Annotated in this window: 13 protein-coding genes and 1 pseudogene; 8 read left to right on the forward strand and 6 right to left on the reverse strand. The window is 33.8% G+C overall.

Going from position 1 to position 16352, the window contains the following annotated elements; all coding sequences use genetic code 11:
* The first annotated feature begins 26 nt into the window (after nucleotides 1-26).
* The 7 genes from ABXT64_RS06170 to bioA all read left to right on the forward strand — a co-directional run bounded on the left by ABXT64_RS06170 (nucleotide 27) and on the right by bioA (nucleotide 9495).
* On the forward strand, nucleotides 27-2810 hold the full coding sequence (locus ABXT64_RS06170; protein WP_443634795.1) for a TonB-dependent receptor: 2784 nt from the start codon (nucleotides 27-29) through the stop codon (nucleotides 2808-2810).
* Between the two features lie 10 nt (nucleotides 2811-2820).
* Nucleotides 2821-4317, forward strand: a complete 1497-nt coding sequence (locus ABXT64_RS06175; RefSeq protein WP_443634797.1) for a G-D-S-L family lipolytic protein — start codon at nucleotides 2821-2823, stop codon at nucleotides 4315-4317.
* A gap of 199 nt (nucleotides 4318-4516) precedes the next feature.
* Complete coding sequence (gene atpD, locus ABXT64_RS06180; RefSeq protein ID WP_443634798.1) at nucleotides 4517-6022, forward strand: F0F1 ATP synthase subunit beta; 1506 nt, start codon at nucleotides 4517-4519, stop codon at nucleotides 6020-6022.
* Nucleotides 6023-6074: 52 nt separating this feature from the next.
* Complete coding sequence (locus tag ABXT64_RS06185) at nucleotides 6075-6350, forward strand: F0F1 ATP synthase subunit epsilon (RefSeq protein WP_443634800.1); 276 nt, start codon at nucleotides 6075-6077, stop codon at nucleotides 6348-6350.
* Between the two features lie 97 nt (nucleotides 6351-6447).
* Nucleotides 6448-7620 (forward strand): aminotransferase class I/II-fold pyridoxal phosphate-dependent enzyme, encoded by a 1173-nt coding sequence (locus ABXT64_RS06190; protein WP_443634802.1) that lies wholly within the window; start codon nucleotides 6448-6450, stop codon nucleotides 7618-7620.
* The gene (gene bioD / locus ABXT64_RS06195) at nucleotides 7617-8228 is read left to right on the forward strand and encodes a dethiobiotin synthase (protein WP_443634803.1); all 612 of its coding nucleotides are present in this window, start codon (nucleotides 7617-7619) and stop codon (nucleotides 8226-8228) included. Before ABXT64_RS06190 ends, bioD begins: the two co-directional genes overlap by 4 nt.
* Nucleotide 8229: 1 nt before the next feature.
* Complete coding sequence (gene bioA / locus ABXT64_RS06200; protein ID WP_443634804.1) at nucleotides 8230-9495, forward strand: adenosylmethionine--8-amino-7-oxononanoate transaminase; 1266 nt, start codon at nucleotides 8230-8232, stop codon at nucleotides 9493-9495.
* Here bioA and ABXT64_RS06205 read toward each other — a convergent pair.
* From ABXT64_RS06205 to ABXT64_RS06225, 5 genes and pseudogenes are all read right to left on the reverse strand, one after another.
* Nucleotides 9487-9780 (reverse strand): annotated as a pseudogene (locus tag ABXT64_RS06205) (cytochrome c oxidase assembly factor Coa1 family protein); the annotation flags it as partial. The gene bioA and the pseudogene ABXT64_RS06205 sit on opposite strands and share 9 nt — an antisense overlap.
* Nucleotides 9781-9965: 185 nt before the next feature.
* Entirely contained in the window at nucleotides 9966-10268 is a 303-nt protein-coding gene (locus ABXT64_RS06210; protein ID WP_443634805.1) for a hypothetical protein, read from the reverse strand.
* Nucleotides 10269-10434: 166 nt separating this feature from the next.
* Nucleotides 10435-12186, reverse strand: coding sequence for an agmatine deiminase family protein (locus tag ABXT64_RS06215; protein ID WP_443634807.1), 1752 nt, complete (start codon nucleotides 12184-12186; stop codon nucleotides 10435-10437).
* Between the two features lie 44 nt (nucleotides 12187-12230).
* Nucleotides 12231-12872 carry a leucyl/phenylalanyl-tRNA--protein transferase gene (aat, locus tag ABXT64_RS06220; RefSeq protein WP_443634808.1) on the reverse strand — a complete coding sequence of 214 codons (642 nt, stop codon included), beginning with the start codon at nucleotides 12870-12872 and terminating at the stop codon, nucleotides 12231-12233.
* 1 nt (nucleotide 12873) lies between these two features.
* On the reverse strand, nucleotides 12874-14256 hold the full coding sequence (locus ABXT64_RS06225; protein WP_443634810.1) for a short-chain fatty acid transporter: 1383 nt from the start codon (nucleotides 14254-14256) through the stop codon (nucleotides 12874-12876).
* Nucleotides 14257-14447: 191 nt separating this feature from the next.
* On the opposite strand from ABXT64_RS06225, the gene ABXT64_RS06230 reads away from it, so the two are divergent.
* The gene (locus ABXT64_RS06230; RefSeq protein WP_443634811.1) at nucleotides 14448-14750 is read left to right on the forward strand and encodes a GIY-YIG nuclease family protein; all 303 of its coding nucleotides are present in this window, start codon (nucleotides 14448-14450) and stop codon (nucleotides 14748-14750) included.
* Between the two features lie 115 nt (nucleotides 14751-14865).
* Here the strand turns inward: ABXT64_RS06230 and ABXT64_RS06235 are convergent, their stop codons facing one another.
* Nucleotides 14866-16236 (reverse strand): T9SS type A sorting domain-containing protein, encoded by a 1371-nt coding sequence (locus ABXT64_RS06235; RefSeq protein WP_443634813.1) that lies wholly within the window; start codon nucleotides 16234-16236, stop codon nucleotides 14866-14868.
* Between the last annotated feature and the right edge of the window lie 116 nt (nucleotides 16237-16352).

The following is a 16352-nucleotide window of genomic DNA, read 5'->3' on the forward strand; positions in this document are numbered from 1 at the left end:
AAATTAAACCAAAACAATTCATATTTATGAAAACAATTATTACAATTTTTTGTTTGTGTTTTTGCGTTATGGCAAGTTCTCAAACAACTATAACAGGTAATGTAGTAGATCAATCACTTGAGCCGGTTTTAGGCGCCACAGTTATAGTGGTTGGAACTACTGTAGGAACATTAACAGATTATGATGGTAACTTTTCCTTAACGGTTAATCAAGCTCCACCATTTACAATCCAAATAAGTATTTTAGGCTTTCAAACTATTGATCAAGAAGTAACTTCTGAAAATCAAAGTTTTACAATTACATTAAATGAAGGAAGTGAATTAGATGAAGTAGTAATTTCTGCCTCAAGAACTCCCGAAAGAATTTTTGAATCCCCTGTAACTGTTGAGCGTTTTGGGATAAAAGAAATAAAAAACACTGCATCTGTAGATTTTTATGGCGGTTTAGAAAACTTAAAAGGTGTTGATGTAAATACAAATAGTTTAACGTTTAGATCTATAAACACACGTGGTTTTGCCACTTTTGCAAATACTCGTTTTATGCAATTAGTAGATGGAATGGATAATTCTACCCCCGCATTAAATTTTCCTATAGGAAATTTAGTAGGTATGATAGAGACAGACGTACAAAGTGTTGAGCTTCTTCCAGGTGCATCTTCTGCATTATATGGAGCAAATGCATTTAATGGTCTCTTGTTTATGCAAAGTAAAAATCCATTTGATCATCAAGGTATCAGTGTTTCTTATAAAAGAGGGATTACTTCACAAAAAGCTGCTGGAGACAATAGTTATTATGATTTTGGAATTAGAGCAGCCTATAAATTTACCGAGCATTTTGCCGCAAAAGTAAACTTTGGATGGTTAAAAGGAACCGACTGGGCAGCTAATAGTGAAGTAGATAGTGATGTTATTGGAGGTACACGAGCTTCCAATTTAAACTATAATGGAATAAACGTCTATGGTGATGAGGTTTCTACAGATATAAAAGCAGTAGCAGTTACACTCGAAGGTTTAGGTATTTTACCAGCTGGCGCAAATGCATTGGTGCCTTCAGTAAATGTAAGTAGAACAGGATACAATGAAGGTGACTTAACAGATTATAACGCCGAAAGTGTAAAAGCAGATTGGGGATTATATTTACGTCCTTGGGCAAATGATTTCGAAATTTCTTATGTAGGTAAAGTTGGTACAGGATCAACCACTTACCAAGGAACAAATAGGTACAATATTGATAATTTCTTTCAACAACAACATAAGTTAGAAGTTAAAAATGATAATTTTTATCTAAGAGGGTATGTAGTAGCAGATAAAGCTGGTGACTCTTATGATATGGTATTTACAGGAATTAATATTAACAGAGCATGGAAAGATGATAATACTTGGTTTGGTGAATATGTAGGAAACTATGTTGCAGCAACTCTTGGCGGTGCAACAAATGAGCAAGCTCATGCTATTGGCCGTACTGCTGCAGAAACTGGACGTTTTGAACCAGGTTCAGTTGGGTTTAATAATGCTTTTAATAAAAGTATAAATGATCCAGATTTATCAACGGGTTCTAAGTTTCAAGATGCATCAAAATATTATCATGCAGATGGAAATTATAATTTTAGCCATTTAACAGAATTTGCAGATATCCAAGTAGGTGGATCATTTAGACAGTATAGCTTAAACTCTTCAGGAACTATTTATACAGATTTAGATGGACCTATAGACTATTCAGAATATGGTGTTTATTCTCAAATTCAAAAGAAATTTGAATTAAATGGGGATATGAGCATAAAACTTACGGGTTCTGCTCGTTATGATAAATCTGAATTTTTTGACGGGTTTGTTTCACCAAGAATATCTGCTGGTTTTACAGTAAATAGAAACCATAACCTAAGAGCATCTGTTCAAACAGGGTTTAGAAACCCTACAACGCAAGATTTATTTATTGGATTAGATGCGGGTCGTGCTATTTTAGTAGGTTCTGCTCCAACTAATTTAGAGAGATACTCTAGTAACTTTGATGTTAGTGGAGGTGGTCAACTTTTAGGCCAGCCTGCTACTATTACTCAAACAGGATCAGCAGTTTATAACAACTCTTATTCGCTTTCTTCTGTGCAAGCTTTTGCAGCAGCTGGAGATCCAACACTTTTAGAAATAGCTAACCCTGATCTAGTAAAACCTGAAAAGGTGACCTCTGCGGAAATTGGATATAGAGGAAAAATAGGCAAGCTTATTGTAGACTTTAGTACCTATTACAATAAGTATGAAGATTTTATTTCACAAGAAGTAGTAATTGCACCATACTATGGTGTTGTTGGTGATAATGCCTTATCTGTAGCAGCTCTTGCAAATGGAGATAGTCAAGCATATAGTGCTTATACTAATTCTGATGCAGATGTTAACTCTTATGGAGCTTCTTTAGGACTATCTACAAAAATATTTAATAATTTTGATTTAGGTGGAAGTTATACCTATACAAAACTAGATTTTGATGAAGCTGCAAATCCAGATGTGATGCTTAACTTTAATACTCCAGAGCATAAATTTAAGGCATCCTTCGGAAATACAGCGTTATTTAAAAACTTTGGATTTAATGTAGCCTATAGATTTACTGATGACTATTTCTGGGAAGCAACTTTTGGAAATGGTGTAGTGCCAGAATTTCATACGTTCGATGCTCAAATTAACTTTAAAATACCAAGTTTAAAATCAACCCTTAAAGTTGGAGGAACAAATCTTGGAGGAAAAGAATACTTCACAGCATTTGGGACAGGTAACATAGGATCTATGTATTATGCATCGATAACAATTAATAATTTATAAAAATCAACTTATGAAAACAAAATATATATGGTTACTATTAATTCTTATAAGTCTTACAGCCTGTAACGAAATAGAGGATGTAGATAGATTAGAAGATATGGTTGTATTACCAGAACTAACAGCTGGAGAAGCTGATTTTTCAAATTATGTTTCATTAGGAGCTTCATTTACAGCAGGATTTACTGATGGAGCTTTATTTATAGCGAGTCAAGAAAATTCTTTTCCAAATATACTATCTCAACAATTTGCTAATATTGGTGGAGGTAGTTTAACTCAACCTTTAATGGCTGATAATGTTGGAGGATTGCTTTTTGCAGGAAATCAAATAACAAACCCAAGACTTTTCTTTAATGGAGCTGGCCCACAAGTATTACCAGGCATACCAACAACAGAAGTTACAAACATTCAACCAGGCCCATATAATAATATGGGGGTTCCTGGAGCTAAAAGCTTTCATGTACTTGCAAACGGTTATGGTAACCCAGCAGGAGTTCCTATAGGCGCAGCTAATCCTTATTATGCACGAATGGCTTCAAGTGCAAATGCTTCTATGTTAGAAGATGCTGCAGCTCAGAATCCATCTTTTTTCACTTTATCTGAAATAGGTGGAAATGATGTATTAGGCTTTGCAACTTCTGGAGGTTTAGGTGTTGATCAAGCTGGAAATTTTGATCCATCTTCGTATGGAAGTAATGATATTACAGATCCTTTAGTATTTGCAGGAACGTTAGATGCAATAGTAACTACTTTAACTGCAAACGGAGCTAAAGGAGCTATTACAAGTGTTCCTTATGTAACGAATTTACCTTATTTCACAACAGTACCTTATAATGCAGTTCCTTTAGATGCTGCAAATGCAGGAGGTTTAAATGCTGCATTCGCTGCTTATAACGGAGGACTTTTAGCCGCTGAAGCTGGAGGTTTTATTTCTGCTGAAGAAAGAGAGGCAAGAACAATTGTTTTTGCTGAAGGGCAAAATGCTGTTACACTTGTTGATGAAGATTTAACAAACTTAGGCGCATTAGGCTTACCTAGTTATAGACAGGCTACTGCAAATGATTTAATGGTACTTCCGAGCTCTGCTTTTATAGGAACAGTTGTAGGAGGAGATCCTACTTTAATAAATGGTGTCTCAGTGCCTTTAAGTGATCAATGGGTATTAACAGCTAATGAAACACAATCTGTAATTAATGCTACGGATTCTTATAATGTTGTAATTGAAGGTATGGCAGCATCTAGTGGATTGGCATTCGTTGATTTAAAAGCAATTTTACAAGAGGCTTCAACTGCAGGAATTACGTTCGATGACTATACGCTGAATGCTAGTCTAGTTTTTGGAGGTCTTGTAAGCCTTGATGGAGTCCACTTAACAGCTAGAGGATATGCATATATGGCAAACAAGTTTTTAGAAGCAATTGATGCAACGTATGGATCTAACTTTATAGCAGCAGATGTTGTTGCAAAAGCTGATGATTATGTTGTACAATACTCACCTGAATTACCATAAAAATTAATTATTAAAATCCCTGATAGTCAATATCAGGGATTTTTTTATACCCAAAATTTAAAATATAGAACGTTTCGTATTATGTTCTAAAATTTTAGCAATTAGACTTGTAATTTTTCAACAGAAAAAACTATCTTTGCCCCGTTAAAAATACGGGGCTTATTTATGCCTAATAGTACTAAAAAATAAACAGTTAATAATGTCACAAATTACAGGAAAAGTTGCACAAATTATTGGACCAGTTGTAGACGTCGCGTTTGCTAACGGTTCTGAACTTCCAAAAATTTACGATTCTCTTGAAGTAGATAATAATGGAAACTTATTAGTTCTTGAGGTTCAATCACATATTGGTGAAAATACAGTACGTACAATTTCAATGGATTCTACAGATGGTTTAAGCCGTGGTGTTGATGCTATTGCAACAGGTGCTCCTATACAAATGCCAATTGGTGATGATATATATGGTCGTCTTTTTAATGTAATTGGAGATGCTATTGATGGAATTGGTAATTTACCTAAAAAAGGTGATGCTGGTATGTCAATTCACAGAGATGCTCCAAAATTTGAAGACCTTTCTACTTCAACGGAAGTATTATTTACTGGAATTAAAGTAATTGACCTTATTGAGCCTTATGCAAAAGGTGGTAAAATTGGTTTATTTGGTGGAGCAGGAGTAGGTAAAACTGTACTTATTCAAGAGCTTATTAACAACATTGCAAAAGGACACGGTGGATTATCAGTATTTGCTGGAGTAGGAGAACGTACTCGTGAAGGGAACGATTTACTTCGTGAAATGCTTGAATCTGGAATTATAAAATATGGTGACGACTTCTTACATTCTATGGAAGAAGGTGGTTGGGATCTTTCAAAAGTAGATAAAGCTGCAATGAAAGAATCTAAAGCAACTTTCGTATTCGGACAAATGAATGAGCCTCCAGGAGCTCGTGCTCGTGTAGCATTATCTGGATTAACTATTGCAGAATATTTCCGTGATGGAGCTGGAGAAGGACAAGGAAAAGATGTGCTTTTCTTCGTTGATAACATTTTCCGTTTTACACAAGCAGGTTCTGAGGTATCAGCACTTTTAGGACGTATGCCTTCAGCAGTAGGATACCAACCAACATTAGCAACTGAGATGGGTGCGATGCAAGAACGTATTACTTCAACAAAAAGAGGTTCTATTACTTCTGTTCAAGCGGTATATGTACCTGCAGATGATTTAACAGATCCAGCACCAGCAACAACATTTGCTCACTTAGATGCAACAACGGTATTATCTCGTAAAATTGCTGAACTAGGTATTTATCCAGCGGTAGATCCATTAGATTCTACTTCTAGAATTCTTTCAGCAGATATCTTAGGAGACGATCATTACAATTGTGCTCAAAGAGTAAAAGAATTATTACAACGTTATAAAGAATTACAAGATATTATTGCAATTCTTGGTATGGAGGAATTATCTGAAGAAGATAAACAAGCTGTTTACCGTGCACGTAAAGTACAACGTTTCTTATCTCAACCTTTCCACGTAGCAGAGCAGTTTACTGGTCTTAAAGGTGTGTTAGTAGATATTAAAGAAACGATTAAAGGATTTAATATGATTATGGATGGTGAATTAGACAACATTCCAGAAGCAGCATTTAACCTTAAAGGAACTATCGAAGAAGCAATCGAAGCTGGTGAGAAAATGCTTGCTGAAGCTTAAAAAATGATTAGTTTTCCGTTTACACGGAAATAAATTAAATAAATTTTAATTTATGTATTTAGAAATAGTTACCCCAGAAGCTTCTTTAGCTTCAGGTGAAGTAGAATCGGTTACAGTACCGGGCGTAAATGGAGCATTTCAAATGCTTAATAATCACGCCGCTGTTGTTTCGTTATTACAAGCAGGGAAAGTAAAATTTTCTGGAGACCTAGAGTTTGCTGAAGGTTTCGAAGATAGATTTACTAAAGAAGAAGGAAAATGGACCATAGATATTAACAGTGGCGCCATGGAAATGAAAGATAATAAAGTGATTGTATTAGCAGATTAATTCTGTGGTACATTGAATATATAAAAACGCTTCCTTTTTTAGGAGGCGTTTTTTTTTATTTCATGTTTATTACCCCAAAGATGCCTAAATTTGAAACATGAATTCGTTTCCTCAAAAACTTCATGATAAACTAAACGATCGAAAGAATAATCAGGCTATTCGAACCTTAAAAATACCGAATAATTTAGTTGATTTTTCATCGAATGATTATTTAGGTTTTAGTATTTCTGAAAAAATATATGAAAGAACGAACCACCTGTTACAATCTAAAAACTTAAAAGCAAATGGAGCAAAAGGATCTAGACTACTTACAGGAAATCACTCTCTTTATTTAGAAACAGAGGAATTTATTTCTACTCTATATACTCAAGAAGCTGCTTTAATTTTTAATTCTGGTTACGATGCTAACCTTGGACTTTTATCCTCCATTCCTCAACGAGGAGATATTATTTTATATGATGACTTAATACATGCTTCTTTAAGAGATGGTATTTCTATGAGTCATGCTAATGCGTATAAGTTTAAGCATAACGATCTAAAGGATATCCAAACATTGTGTACGCGCATTAAAAATAAGAGGCATGTTAGTAATGCAGACCCTATAGAAATTTATGTAGTTACCGAATCTGTGTTTTCTATGGATGGAGATTCTCCAGACCTAAACACTCTTGCTTCTTATTGCCAAGAAAATAATTTAAAGCTTATTGTTGATGAAGCACATGCTGTAGGTATTTTTAGTTTAGGTTTGGTACATCAATTAAAATTAGAAGATAAAGTTTTTGCAACGATACTTACCTTCGGAAAAGGATTAGGGTGTCATGGTGCTGCAATTCTTGGGAGTAAACTACTTAAAGAGTTTTTAGTGAATTTTTCTAGAAGCTTTATTTATACCACAGCGCTTCCTCCTCATTCTGTTGCTACCATTTATTCGGCACTTCAACAACTTAAGCTTGAATCTGAAAAGGAAGATTCTGAAATTCAAAAGTTGAATTCAAATATTCTATTTTTTAAGAATGAATTACAGCAATTAGACCTTGACAAACATTTTATTGCAAGTAATTCGGCGATTCAATGTTGTATTATTTCTGGAAATGAAAAAGTTAAAAATTGTTCAGAAGCTCTAATAAAAGAAGGATACGATGTAAAAGCGATACTTTCACCAACCGTTTCTGAAGAAAAAGAACGGTTACGGTTTTGTTTGCATAGTTATAATTCAGAAGAAGAAATTAGTGGTGTCTTAAAAACTCTAAAAAAAGTACTAATACAATGAAACAAACCTATTTCATTACTGGAATTTCTACCGATGTAGGGAAAACTATAGCTTCTGCTATTTGCGTTGAAGCTTTACAGGCAGATTATTGGAAACCGATTCAAGCGGGAGAGTTAGCTAATTCGGACACAAAAAAAGTGCAAAAACTAGTTTCAAACAAAGCATCTAAATTTCATCCTGGAGCCTTTAATTTAACAGCGCCTATGAGTCCTCATGCAGCTGCCAAAATTGACGATGTAGTGATTCTTTCAGAAAAAATAAAAAGACCAACAACCAAAAATAACCTAGTAATTGAAGGAGCTGGCGGATTATTAGTGCCATTAAATGATAAAGAAACGATACTAGATTTAATTCACCCAAAAGATAAAGTAATTGTGGTTTCTAGGCATTATTTGGGCAGTATCAATCACACCTTATTAACTTTAGAAGTTTTAAAACAAAGAAATTTAAAGGTGCATGGTATTATTTTTAGCGGAAACAAAAATGAAGATACCGAAACTATTATCGAACAAATGTCTGGGATAAAAATATTGGGACGTATCGATGAAGAGCCTTACTTTGATACTTCGGTGATTAAAGAATATGCAGAACGATTGAATATAGAATAACATGAGTTTACAAGAAAGAGATAAAAAACACATTTGGCATCCTTTAACGCAGCACAAAACGAGTAAGGCTTCTTTAGGGATTGTAAAAGCTAGCGGTTCTATATTATGGGACGAGAAAGGCAATCAATATATTGATGGAATTGCCTCTTGGTATACGGCAATGTATGGACATTGTAATCCTTATATTACTTCAAAAGTTACCGCGCAAATGTTGTCTTTGGATCAGGTGGTTTTTAGTGGATTTACGCATGAACCGGCTGTAGAGCTTTCAGAAAAACTCATTGAGATTTTACCAAACAATCAACAAAAATTATTCTTTTCAGATAATGGATCTACTTCGGTAGAAATTGCGATTAAAATGGCAATGCAATATCATTTTAATAAAGGTGAAAAAAGAACAACTTTATTAGCTTTTGAAGATGGATTTCATGGGGACACTTTTGGTGCCATGTCGGTTTCTGGTTTATCTGTGTATAACGGACCGTTTGAAGGCCTTTTACTGAATGTGTATAGAATACCTGCCCCTAACGGAACTAATAACAAGGAGGTGATTGAATTAGCTTCAAAACTTATTTCTGAACATGCAATAGCGGGATTTATTTATGAACCTTTAGTGCAAGGTGCCGCAGCCATGAAAATGAATAATGCCGAAGGATTAAATAAGCTGTTACAACTCTGCAATGAAAACAATATTATTACCATTGCAGATGAGGTAATGACGGGATTCGGAAAAACAGGAACCAATTTTGCTTCAGAACATATGGCAACCCAACCCGATATTATCTGCCTTAGTAAAGCATTAACGGCGGGCTTATTGCCTATGGCAATTACTACTTGTACGCAAGATATTTATGATGCTTTTTATAGTGATGAATTAGCAAAGGGTTTGTTTCATGGGCATACCTATACAGCTAATCCATTAGCCTGTAGAGCTGCCATAGCAGGGATAGAGTTGTTGCAAACAGATACAATGCAAACAAATATTAAACGAATAATAGCATCGCATCAATCTTTTGCTTCAACAATTAAAGAGCATCCTAAGGTTAAAAATGTACGTCAGTTAGGAGTTATTTTTGCATTTGATGTAGACATTGAAATGGAACGTTATGGAGATTCTAGAAATCAATTGTTTGATTTCTTTATGAAACAGGGCGTTTTTCTACGTCCTTTAGGAAATACGATCTATATATTGCCACCTTTTGTTATTACTGAAGATGAATTGCAAAAAATATATACCGTAATTGAAGCGAGTTTAGCCTTATTCTAGTAATTCATTATTTTCATTCAATAAATTAATGATTTCATCTGTATCATTAATTTCTACTTGCATTAATTGGTAGGTCCAAACATCATTTTCTTTTTCAGCAATTACAGTTACAGTACCTTCTCCTTTAGGTCCTTTTACGGGTACTTTTATATCAGCACTTGCATTATTATTTTCATAATTAATATTACCCTGAAACATACCATCAGCTTCGATTGGTTGTCCTAATTTTTCAATAACATACTCGTTATTATTTATGGAAGACATTGCAACTTCATAAGGTTCTGAGCCTTTAAAAAGTGTAGAAACACCTTAATATAGTGCAAGGGCAAAAACGATAGACAATATAATAATGGTAAGACAACCAAAGGTTGGAACTGCCCATTTCCAATTTCTACCGAACCAGTTTTTTCTTTGCTCTTCCATGAATTCTGTTATTAAATAACAAAGGTATGAATTAGTCTATTATATTTTTAATTTGTACCACTAGTGGACAAATAAGGACTGTCTTCAGGGTTTATATTTAGCGCTTTTAAAGATTGTTTATAGCGAAATCGTAAGGTTGGGTCTTTCAACTTTTCTAAATCAAAAAGTTTTTCGAACCATTTTTTTGCTTCCGAATAATTATTTTTAAAATAATTAGCATTCGCTAATTTTTGATATATTTTAGCTGTGCCATAACCATCATTCACATAACTTTCATAGACCTTTACAAGATCAATGTCTTTATTAACATCCATTTTAGGCTTGTCAATAGTTTGTGAAATAGCAGTCATTGAGAAGCTAAATAAAACCAAAATCAATAAAAAGCGATACTTTACCATTAGTGAATTAAATTATATGTTTGACAAAGTGCTAAAATTATATTTTAAAAGAAAATATAATTGTTAAACGGCAATAAAATTGTGGTGTAATGCCTAAAATTCAATATATTAATATAAATTAAAGTTTAATAATCTTTTTAGTAATGGCTCCAAAGTCACCTTTAAAAGTAATAAATAGAGCTCCTTTCCAAGATTCTTTTAAATCTAAATTTAAAAGGCCATTACCGTTTTCAATATCAGTTTCATACAGTTTTTGTCCTAATAAATTATAAATAAATACCTGTATAGAACCTTCAATTTCATTTAAATTAAAAGTTACATTGCTCCTAGCAGGATTAGGATACGGATTAGAAATATGCTGTGCAGCCCAATCTTCAGCAGATAAAATACCAACATTAATGGTCCAATATCCATCAGGAGCAACAAGAGGTCTTGCTAATGATTTTCCTGAAATTGCTTCTGCCCAAATGTAATACTCAATATCAATATCCGTATTTGGTATTAATACATCAGCAGTCCAAGTATCATCACTTACAAAACTCATAGCAGTTTCATTAAAATTACTCTCTCCTACTTCTCTCCAAAATACTTTGGCTGTATTGATTCCTGAAATATGCTTAATCATTGCATCTATCGCGACAGTACTGTTTGCATTTGCTTCATCAATGGGTTGGTGGACAATTAATAAAGGTTCATCAACACCGATTGTATGTGTAATACAATGAATAGCTCCAAAAAGAGAAATTAAATTTTCGCCAGGATTATCAACATCAATCCCGACAATATTATAACCAGGCATTAACTCTTCATAATACGCTAGGGCTGGTGCATCAACTTCAGGTCTATACGTAGGGACTAAAATCGTTTTATTAATGATAATTGAGTTACTAAACGTACGATAAGACCCACCATTGTCTGGATAATTTCCTCCTGTACTTGGTGGCGCGTCAATCCATTTTACTTCATAAGGAGTGCCAAAGGGAGATTGAAAATTACTTAATACATAATCTATGTTTTCTTCAATTTGAGGACCATCAGCAACTCCCGTTGGGTATCTACTTACTAATAAAGTTTCCTCATCCAAAAGTTTCATGTGCATATCAATGTGATGAATTGCATCATAAGGAAGGGTTTCCATTTTAATATAATTTTGAATTCCCATATAATCCAACATAATTTGATCAATTTCCGCTTCCGTTTTTGCACTTACACCGTAAGGGTTTCCAGGTTGATTTTCTTCTAAAATTAATTCCGAAGCAAAAGCATTCCCTAATCCATCAGACATATAATTTCCACCGGTATTTACTAAATCATTTATTCCCGAATCTGTAATATAAATAGGAAAGTCTAATAAATCTGCATGAGCAGAGGGCATAACATCATCATTAGGCCTTGGACGATTGTAAATCCAATCGGTTAATGCTCTTTCTCCCACATCGTCTGAATATATAGTATTTCCGGCATAATCTCGTATCCAAATACTATCACTATTCGTGTTTAAAAATATAACATTGGTAAGATCAACCCCATTTGAAGTAAGGTATGAAGAAACCGAAGATTCATTCTGTGTTGTAATAACCACCTTGCATTCTTCTACTCCAGCGGCTACTATTTGAAGCAAGATATTTTGAAAACCATTGGTCCATCGTACCACTAAATATTCTACTTCTTCCCATTCGGCAGCGGCTCTAACAGGCCCCGTAGGAGGTTCTGTCATTCTTGAACTTCTAAACTGAAATTGAGAAATAATACTTTTTTCATGGGCTGTGAGTCCTTTTGGTAATTCATCAGATCCTTCTTGTGAATTTACAAAAGGAATAAAAGCAAATAAAAATACAAGTAGTAGGCTTTTGACTTGGGTGCTTTTCATAATTTTTTTTACGAAGATACCATTTTATCCCGAACTATAGAGGCTTAACTAGTAAGGTGTTGTATGAACAATTCTCTTGTAATTTCTTCTGCGCCAAGGCTTTCCAGATGATCGGTATGCATTTGACAATCTATTAGTTTATAGTTTTTTTGCTGAAGATGTTTCACCAAATAATAAAACCCAACTTTTGAAGCATCTGTTTGCGTACTAAACATACTTTCGCCACAAAATATTTTTTGCTTCGGAAGATTAATTCCGTATAAACCTCCCACAAGCGCATCATGACTCCAAACTTCCACAGATTGAGCATGCCCTAATTTGTGTAATTCAACATAAGCTTCTTCCATTTCTTGCGTAATCCAAGTACCTCCTTGACCTTCTCGTTTAATCGTGGAGCAGTTTTTTATGACTTCGGAAAAACTAGTATTAAAAGTGATTTTAAATTTAGTATTCTTAATCGTTTTTGAAAGACTTTTTGAAACTTTAAACCTTGAAGGAAATAAAACCATTCGCGGATCGGGACTCCACCATAAAATAGGTTGTTGTTCATCGTACCACGGAAAAATTCCCGATTGATAGGCAAGCAATAATCGATCTGAAGATAAATCGCCTCCAATGGCTAACAAACCTTCTTCGTCAGCTTCAGAAGGGTCAGGAAACATTAATAATTCGTTCAGTAGATACATTTTAAAAGATTAATAATCCTGCAATAAATATGACTGATCCTATGAGCATCAATAGAAGCGTATAGGGTAAAATTTCTTTCGCTTTTAGTTTTGTAATTCCTAAGAGCGGCAAAGCCCAAAAAGGTTGAAGCATATTTGTAATCTGATCTCCATAAGCCAATGCCATAATTGCTTTGGGTAAGGGAACGCCTAATTTTAAAGCAGATTCAATTACAATCGGCCCTTGTATAGCCCATTGTCCGCCACCACTTGGCACAAATAAATTAACCAATCCTCCACTAAAAAAAGTAAAGATGGGGAGTGTTGTTGGCGTAGCTACCGAAATAAAGAAATCTGAAATCTGAACCACCATTCCGCTATCTCTCATAATTCCCATAATCCCAAAATACAGTGGAAATTGAATTAATATCCCCGAAGCTCCTTTAATGGCTTCTTCGACAGCACTTAAAAATTGATGGATATTACCATGTAGTATTAAGGCAAGCCCTAACATTAAAAAGTTAAGCATATTGGGAGTGATAATTAATTCGGTTAAAGCATCAAAATATTGATAGACAAAAGCAATTAAAATAATAGCGCCAAATGTAATTCCGAAGAACTTTGAATGATCAATCCGTTCTGCTCCTTTCATTTTTTCATTCTGAATTTCTAAGCCTTGATAAATCGGTAGATTGATTTCAGTAATGGGCGCTTTTTTTCCTAAGCGATATAAAAACAGCGGAATGATAACTAGAATCACTCCAAAAATAATGAGGTTAAAAGGACTAAAAACAGTTTCACTATAAGAAATTAAATCAGGTAATTGTGCTGAATAGTCGGTTGTGCTTATTCCAGACATCAACGATGCTAAATGACCACTTTCAGAAACTTTTAAGGGAGCAGAGCCGCTAATGCCTCCATGCCAAATCATTAAACCTACATATCCTGAAGCTCCCACCAATGGATAGTTAATTTTAAAGCCTCTTAATTGAGAAGCTTCTGCCACTTTACGAGCCATAATGGCACCAAAAATTAGGCCTAGACCCCAATTAAAAAATGAAACTAATAGGGTACAAACACTCACTAATAAAACAGCATTCGATGTATTTGAAACAAGATTGGTTAATTTTCCAATCAGAAAATTCATGGGTTTGCTTAACACTAAAATATGACCTAAGACCAATATAAGCATCATTTGGTATGCAAATACCAATAAATCACTGTTCCAAATTCCATGTTCCCAATAGGATAAAATGGTAAAAAAGTGATTGCTGTTTTCGGTTTGTGGCGAATCTGTAAAAAGAAGAGCCAAGAGCATAGTAACCAAGGTTAATAAAATTGCAATGGCAAATGGGGAAGGCATGAACCTTTTAAACAATGATTCGATGGTTGCAGTGATATTCATTCTTTAAAAATACAAAAACATGTTATCTATTTTAGTAGAATGAATATAATTATGGATTACCAGTCATACTTCGACTTCGCTCAGCACAAGAGCTGAGAATGACAAATGTGTTTAAACAGTAAAGCACAATAAAAAAAACTTGTCATCCTGAACTTGGTTCAGGATCTAACATAATATTTTACTTTTGTTATATGCCAAGGAAAGAATATAAATTTTATGTATACATAATTTCTAACAAGAAAAACGGAACACTTTATATTGGAATGACAAATGATATAGAGAGAAGAATATATGAACATAAGAAAGGATTGATTGAAGGCTTTTCAAAACAATATCATCTTACAAGAATGATTCATGTTGAATTTTTTAAATATGTAAATGATGCAATTAAAAGAGAAAAACAATTAAAGAATTGGAATCGTGAATGGAAAATTAATTTAATTGAAAAAGAAAATCAAAAATGGGAAGATTTAGCTAAAGATTGGTTTGATTAATGGATTCCTCATTGCATTCGGAAATACAAAGAATCTTTTCATTCTCAGCTTGACTGGGAATCTATCATAATCACACATGGATCCTGAATCAAGTTCAGGATGACAAAAGAAATACCTACTCCTTAATCACCTTTTTAGTAAAAATCCCTTCCGCTGTTTCAACTTTTACAAATAGAAGGCCACTGTTAAGTTGGGATACATCAATGTTATTAAATTGTTCTTTTTCTTGAAGTACTAATCTACCTAATACATCATAGATTTTGATGGACTCAATTTGAGAAGAAGAAGAATTATTTATTGTTAAGATATCTTTCACTGGGTTTGGAAGTAAAGTAATTGATTCGCTAGAAAAATCATTTGTACCAAGTATCGTTAAGTTTTCATGCCAAGCTATTTTGTTAAGATTCATATCAGTGTAAAATACATCTTCATCACCATCATTATCAATATCTGCTGCAAAAAGACCCCTTGGAGCTTCTAAATTATTGGAGATTAATTGTGTAGTTCCAAAAGTACCGAATCCATCATTGACTTTCCAAACCACAAAACCATTTAATGAATCTTGATAGCTATATAAAATATCTTTATCCCCATCATTATCAAGATCTACACTAACAATATTTCTAGAAGTAACATTAAATGTTATTATTTGTTTGGGTCCAAAAGTACCTAATCCATCATTTTCATACCAAGCAATGGTTTCACCACCAAATTCAATATTTAACACATCCATATCGCCATCGTTATCAACATCATCTGCAATAACATAAATAGAGCCAGAAGTATCGTTTGTTATTTCTTGTTGGGTACCAAAATTACCTAGACCGTCTAAATGTTTATACCAAACAGGTTGATTATTAATAGAGCTGTCACTAATAACATCTTTAATTCCATCACCATCAATATCAGCAAAAAAAACTGTGAGTGCAGTTAAAGCATCAGAATCTATAATATTCTGAGGCCCAAAATTCCCTAAACCATCTAAATTCTCATACCAAGTTATTTTGTTATCCAATCTTGATGCTATAATAACATCTAAATCTCCATCTCCATCCACATCTTCAGAAATGACCATATTAGGTGAATCTAAAGTAGATGTAATAATTTGTTGAGTGCCAAAATTCCCTAGACCATCTAAGTTCTCGTACCAAATTACTAAATCATTAAATAAATCAGTTGCTAAAACATCCATATCTCCATCTCCATCTATATCTGCTGCCGTAACATAACGAGATTCATCTAAAGTATTGGTAATAAATTGTGGGCTGTCAAAGTTGCCTAAACCGTCTAAGTTTTTATACCAAACAATTTTATTTTCAATCGTATCAGTAGCAATAAGATCCAAAAAACCATCTCCATCAATATCAATTACAGATATTGACCAAGAATTTGAGATATCAACATCAATTATTTGCTCTGGACCAAATTGTGCATTACCTATTTGAGAACAGATTAAAAATAGAATAATTAATAGTGTGTATTTCATTTTCATAAAACTAAAAGGGGGAGTTTTATAAAGATAGAAAAATTAAATGGATTCCCAGTCAAGCTGAGAATGACAAAAAAGCTGTCATTCAGAGGGAAGTATGACCGAAGAATCTT

The sequence above is a fragment of the Candidatus Marifrigoribacter sp. Uisw_064 genome, from assembly GCF_047730175.1.
Classification (GTDB): domain Bacteria; phylum Bacteroidota; class Bacteroidia; order Flavobacteriales; family Flavobacteriaceae; genus Marifrigoribacter.

Excerpts from the sequence above, each read along its gene's own strand:
- ABXT64_RS06170 (WP_443634795.1), top strand. The coding sequence starts at position 27 with ATGAAAACAATTATTACAATTTTTTGTTTGTGTTTTTGCGTTATGGCA.
- ABXT64_RS06175 (WP_443634797.1), top strand. The coding sequence starts at position 2,821 with ATGAAAACAAAATATATATGGTTACTATTAATTCTTATAAGTCTTACA.
- atpD (WP_443634798.1), top strand. The coding sequence starts at position 4,517 with ATGTCACAAATTACAGGAAAAGTTGCACAAATTATTGGACCAGTTGTA.
- ABXT64_RS06185 (WP_443634800.1), top strand. The coding sequence starts at position 6,075 with ATGTATTTAGAAATAGTTACCCCAGAAGCTTCTTTAGCTTCAGGTGAA.
- ABXT64_RS06190 (WP_443634802.1), top strand. The coding sequence starts at position 6,448 with ATGAATTCGTTTCCTCAAAAACTTCATGATAAACTAAACGATCGAAAG.
- bioD (WP_443634803.1), top strand. The coding sequence starts at position 7,617 with ATGAAACAAACCTATTTCATTACTGGAATTTCTACCGATGTAGGGAAA.
- bioA (WP_443634804.1), top strand. The coding sequence starts at position 8,230 with ATGAGTTTACAAGAAAGAGATAAAAAACACATTTGGCATCCTTTAACG.
- ABXT64_RS06210 (WP_443634805.1), bottom strand. The coding sequence starts at position 10,268 with ATGACTGCTATTTCACAAACTATTGACAAGCCTAAAATGGATGTTAAT.
- ABXT64_RS06215 (WP_443634807.1), bottom strand. The coding sequence starts at position 12,186 with ATGAAAAGCACCCAAGTCAAAAGCCTACTACTTGTATTTTTATTTGCT.
- aat (WP_443634808.1), bottom strand. The coding sequence starts at position 12,872 with ATGTATCTACTGAACGAATTATTAATGTTTCCTGACCCTTCTGAAGCT.
- ABXT64_RS06225 (WP_443634810.1), bottom strand. The coding sequence starts at position 14,256 with ATGAATATCACTGCAACCATCGAATCATTGTTTAAAAGGTTCATGCCT.
- ABXT64_RS06230 (WP_443634811.1), top strand. The coding sequence starts at position 14,448 with ATGCCAAGGAAAGAATATAAATTTTATGTATACATAATTTCTAACAAG.
- ABXT64_RS06235 (WP_443634813.1), bottom strand. The coding sequence starts at position 16,236 with ATGAAATACACACTATTAATTATTCTATTTTTAATCTGTTCTCAAATA.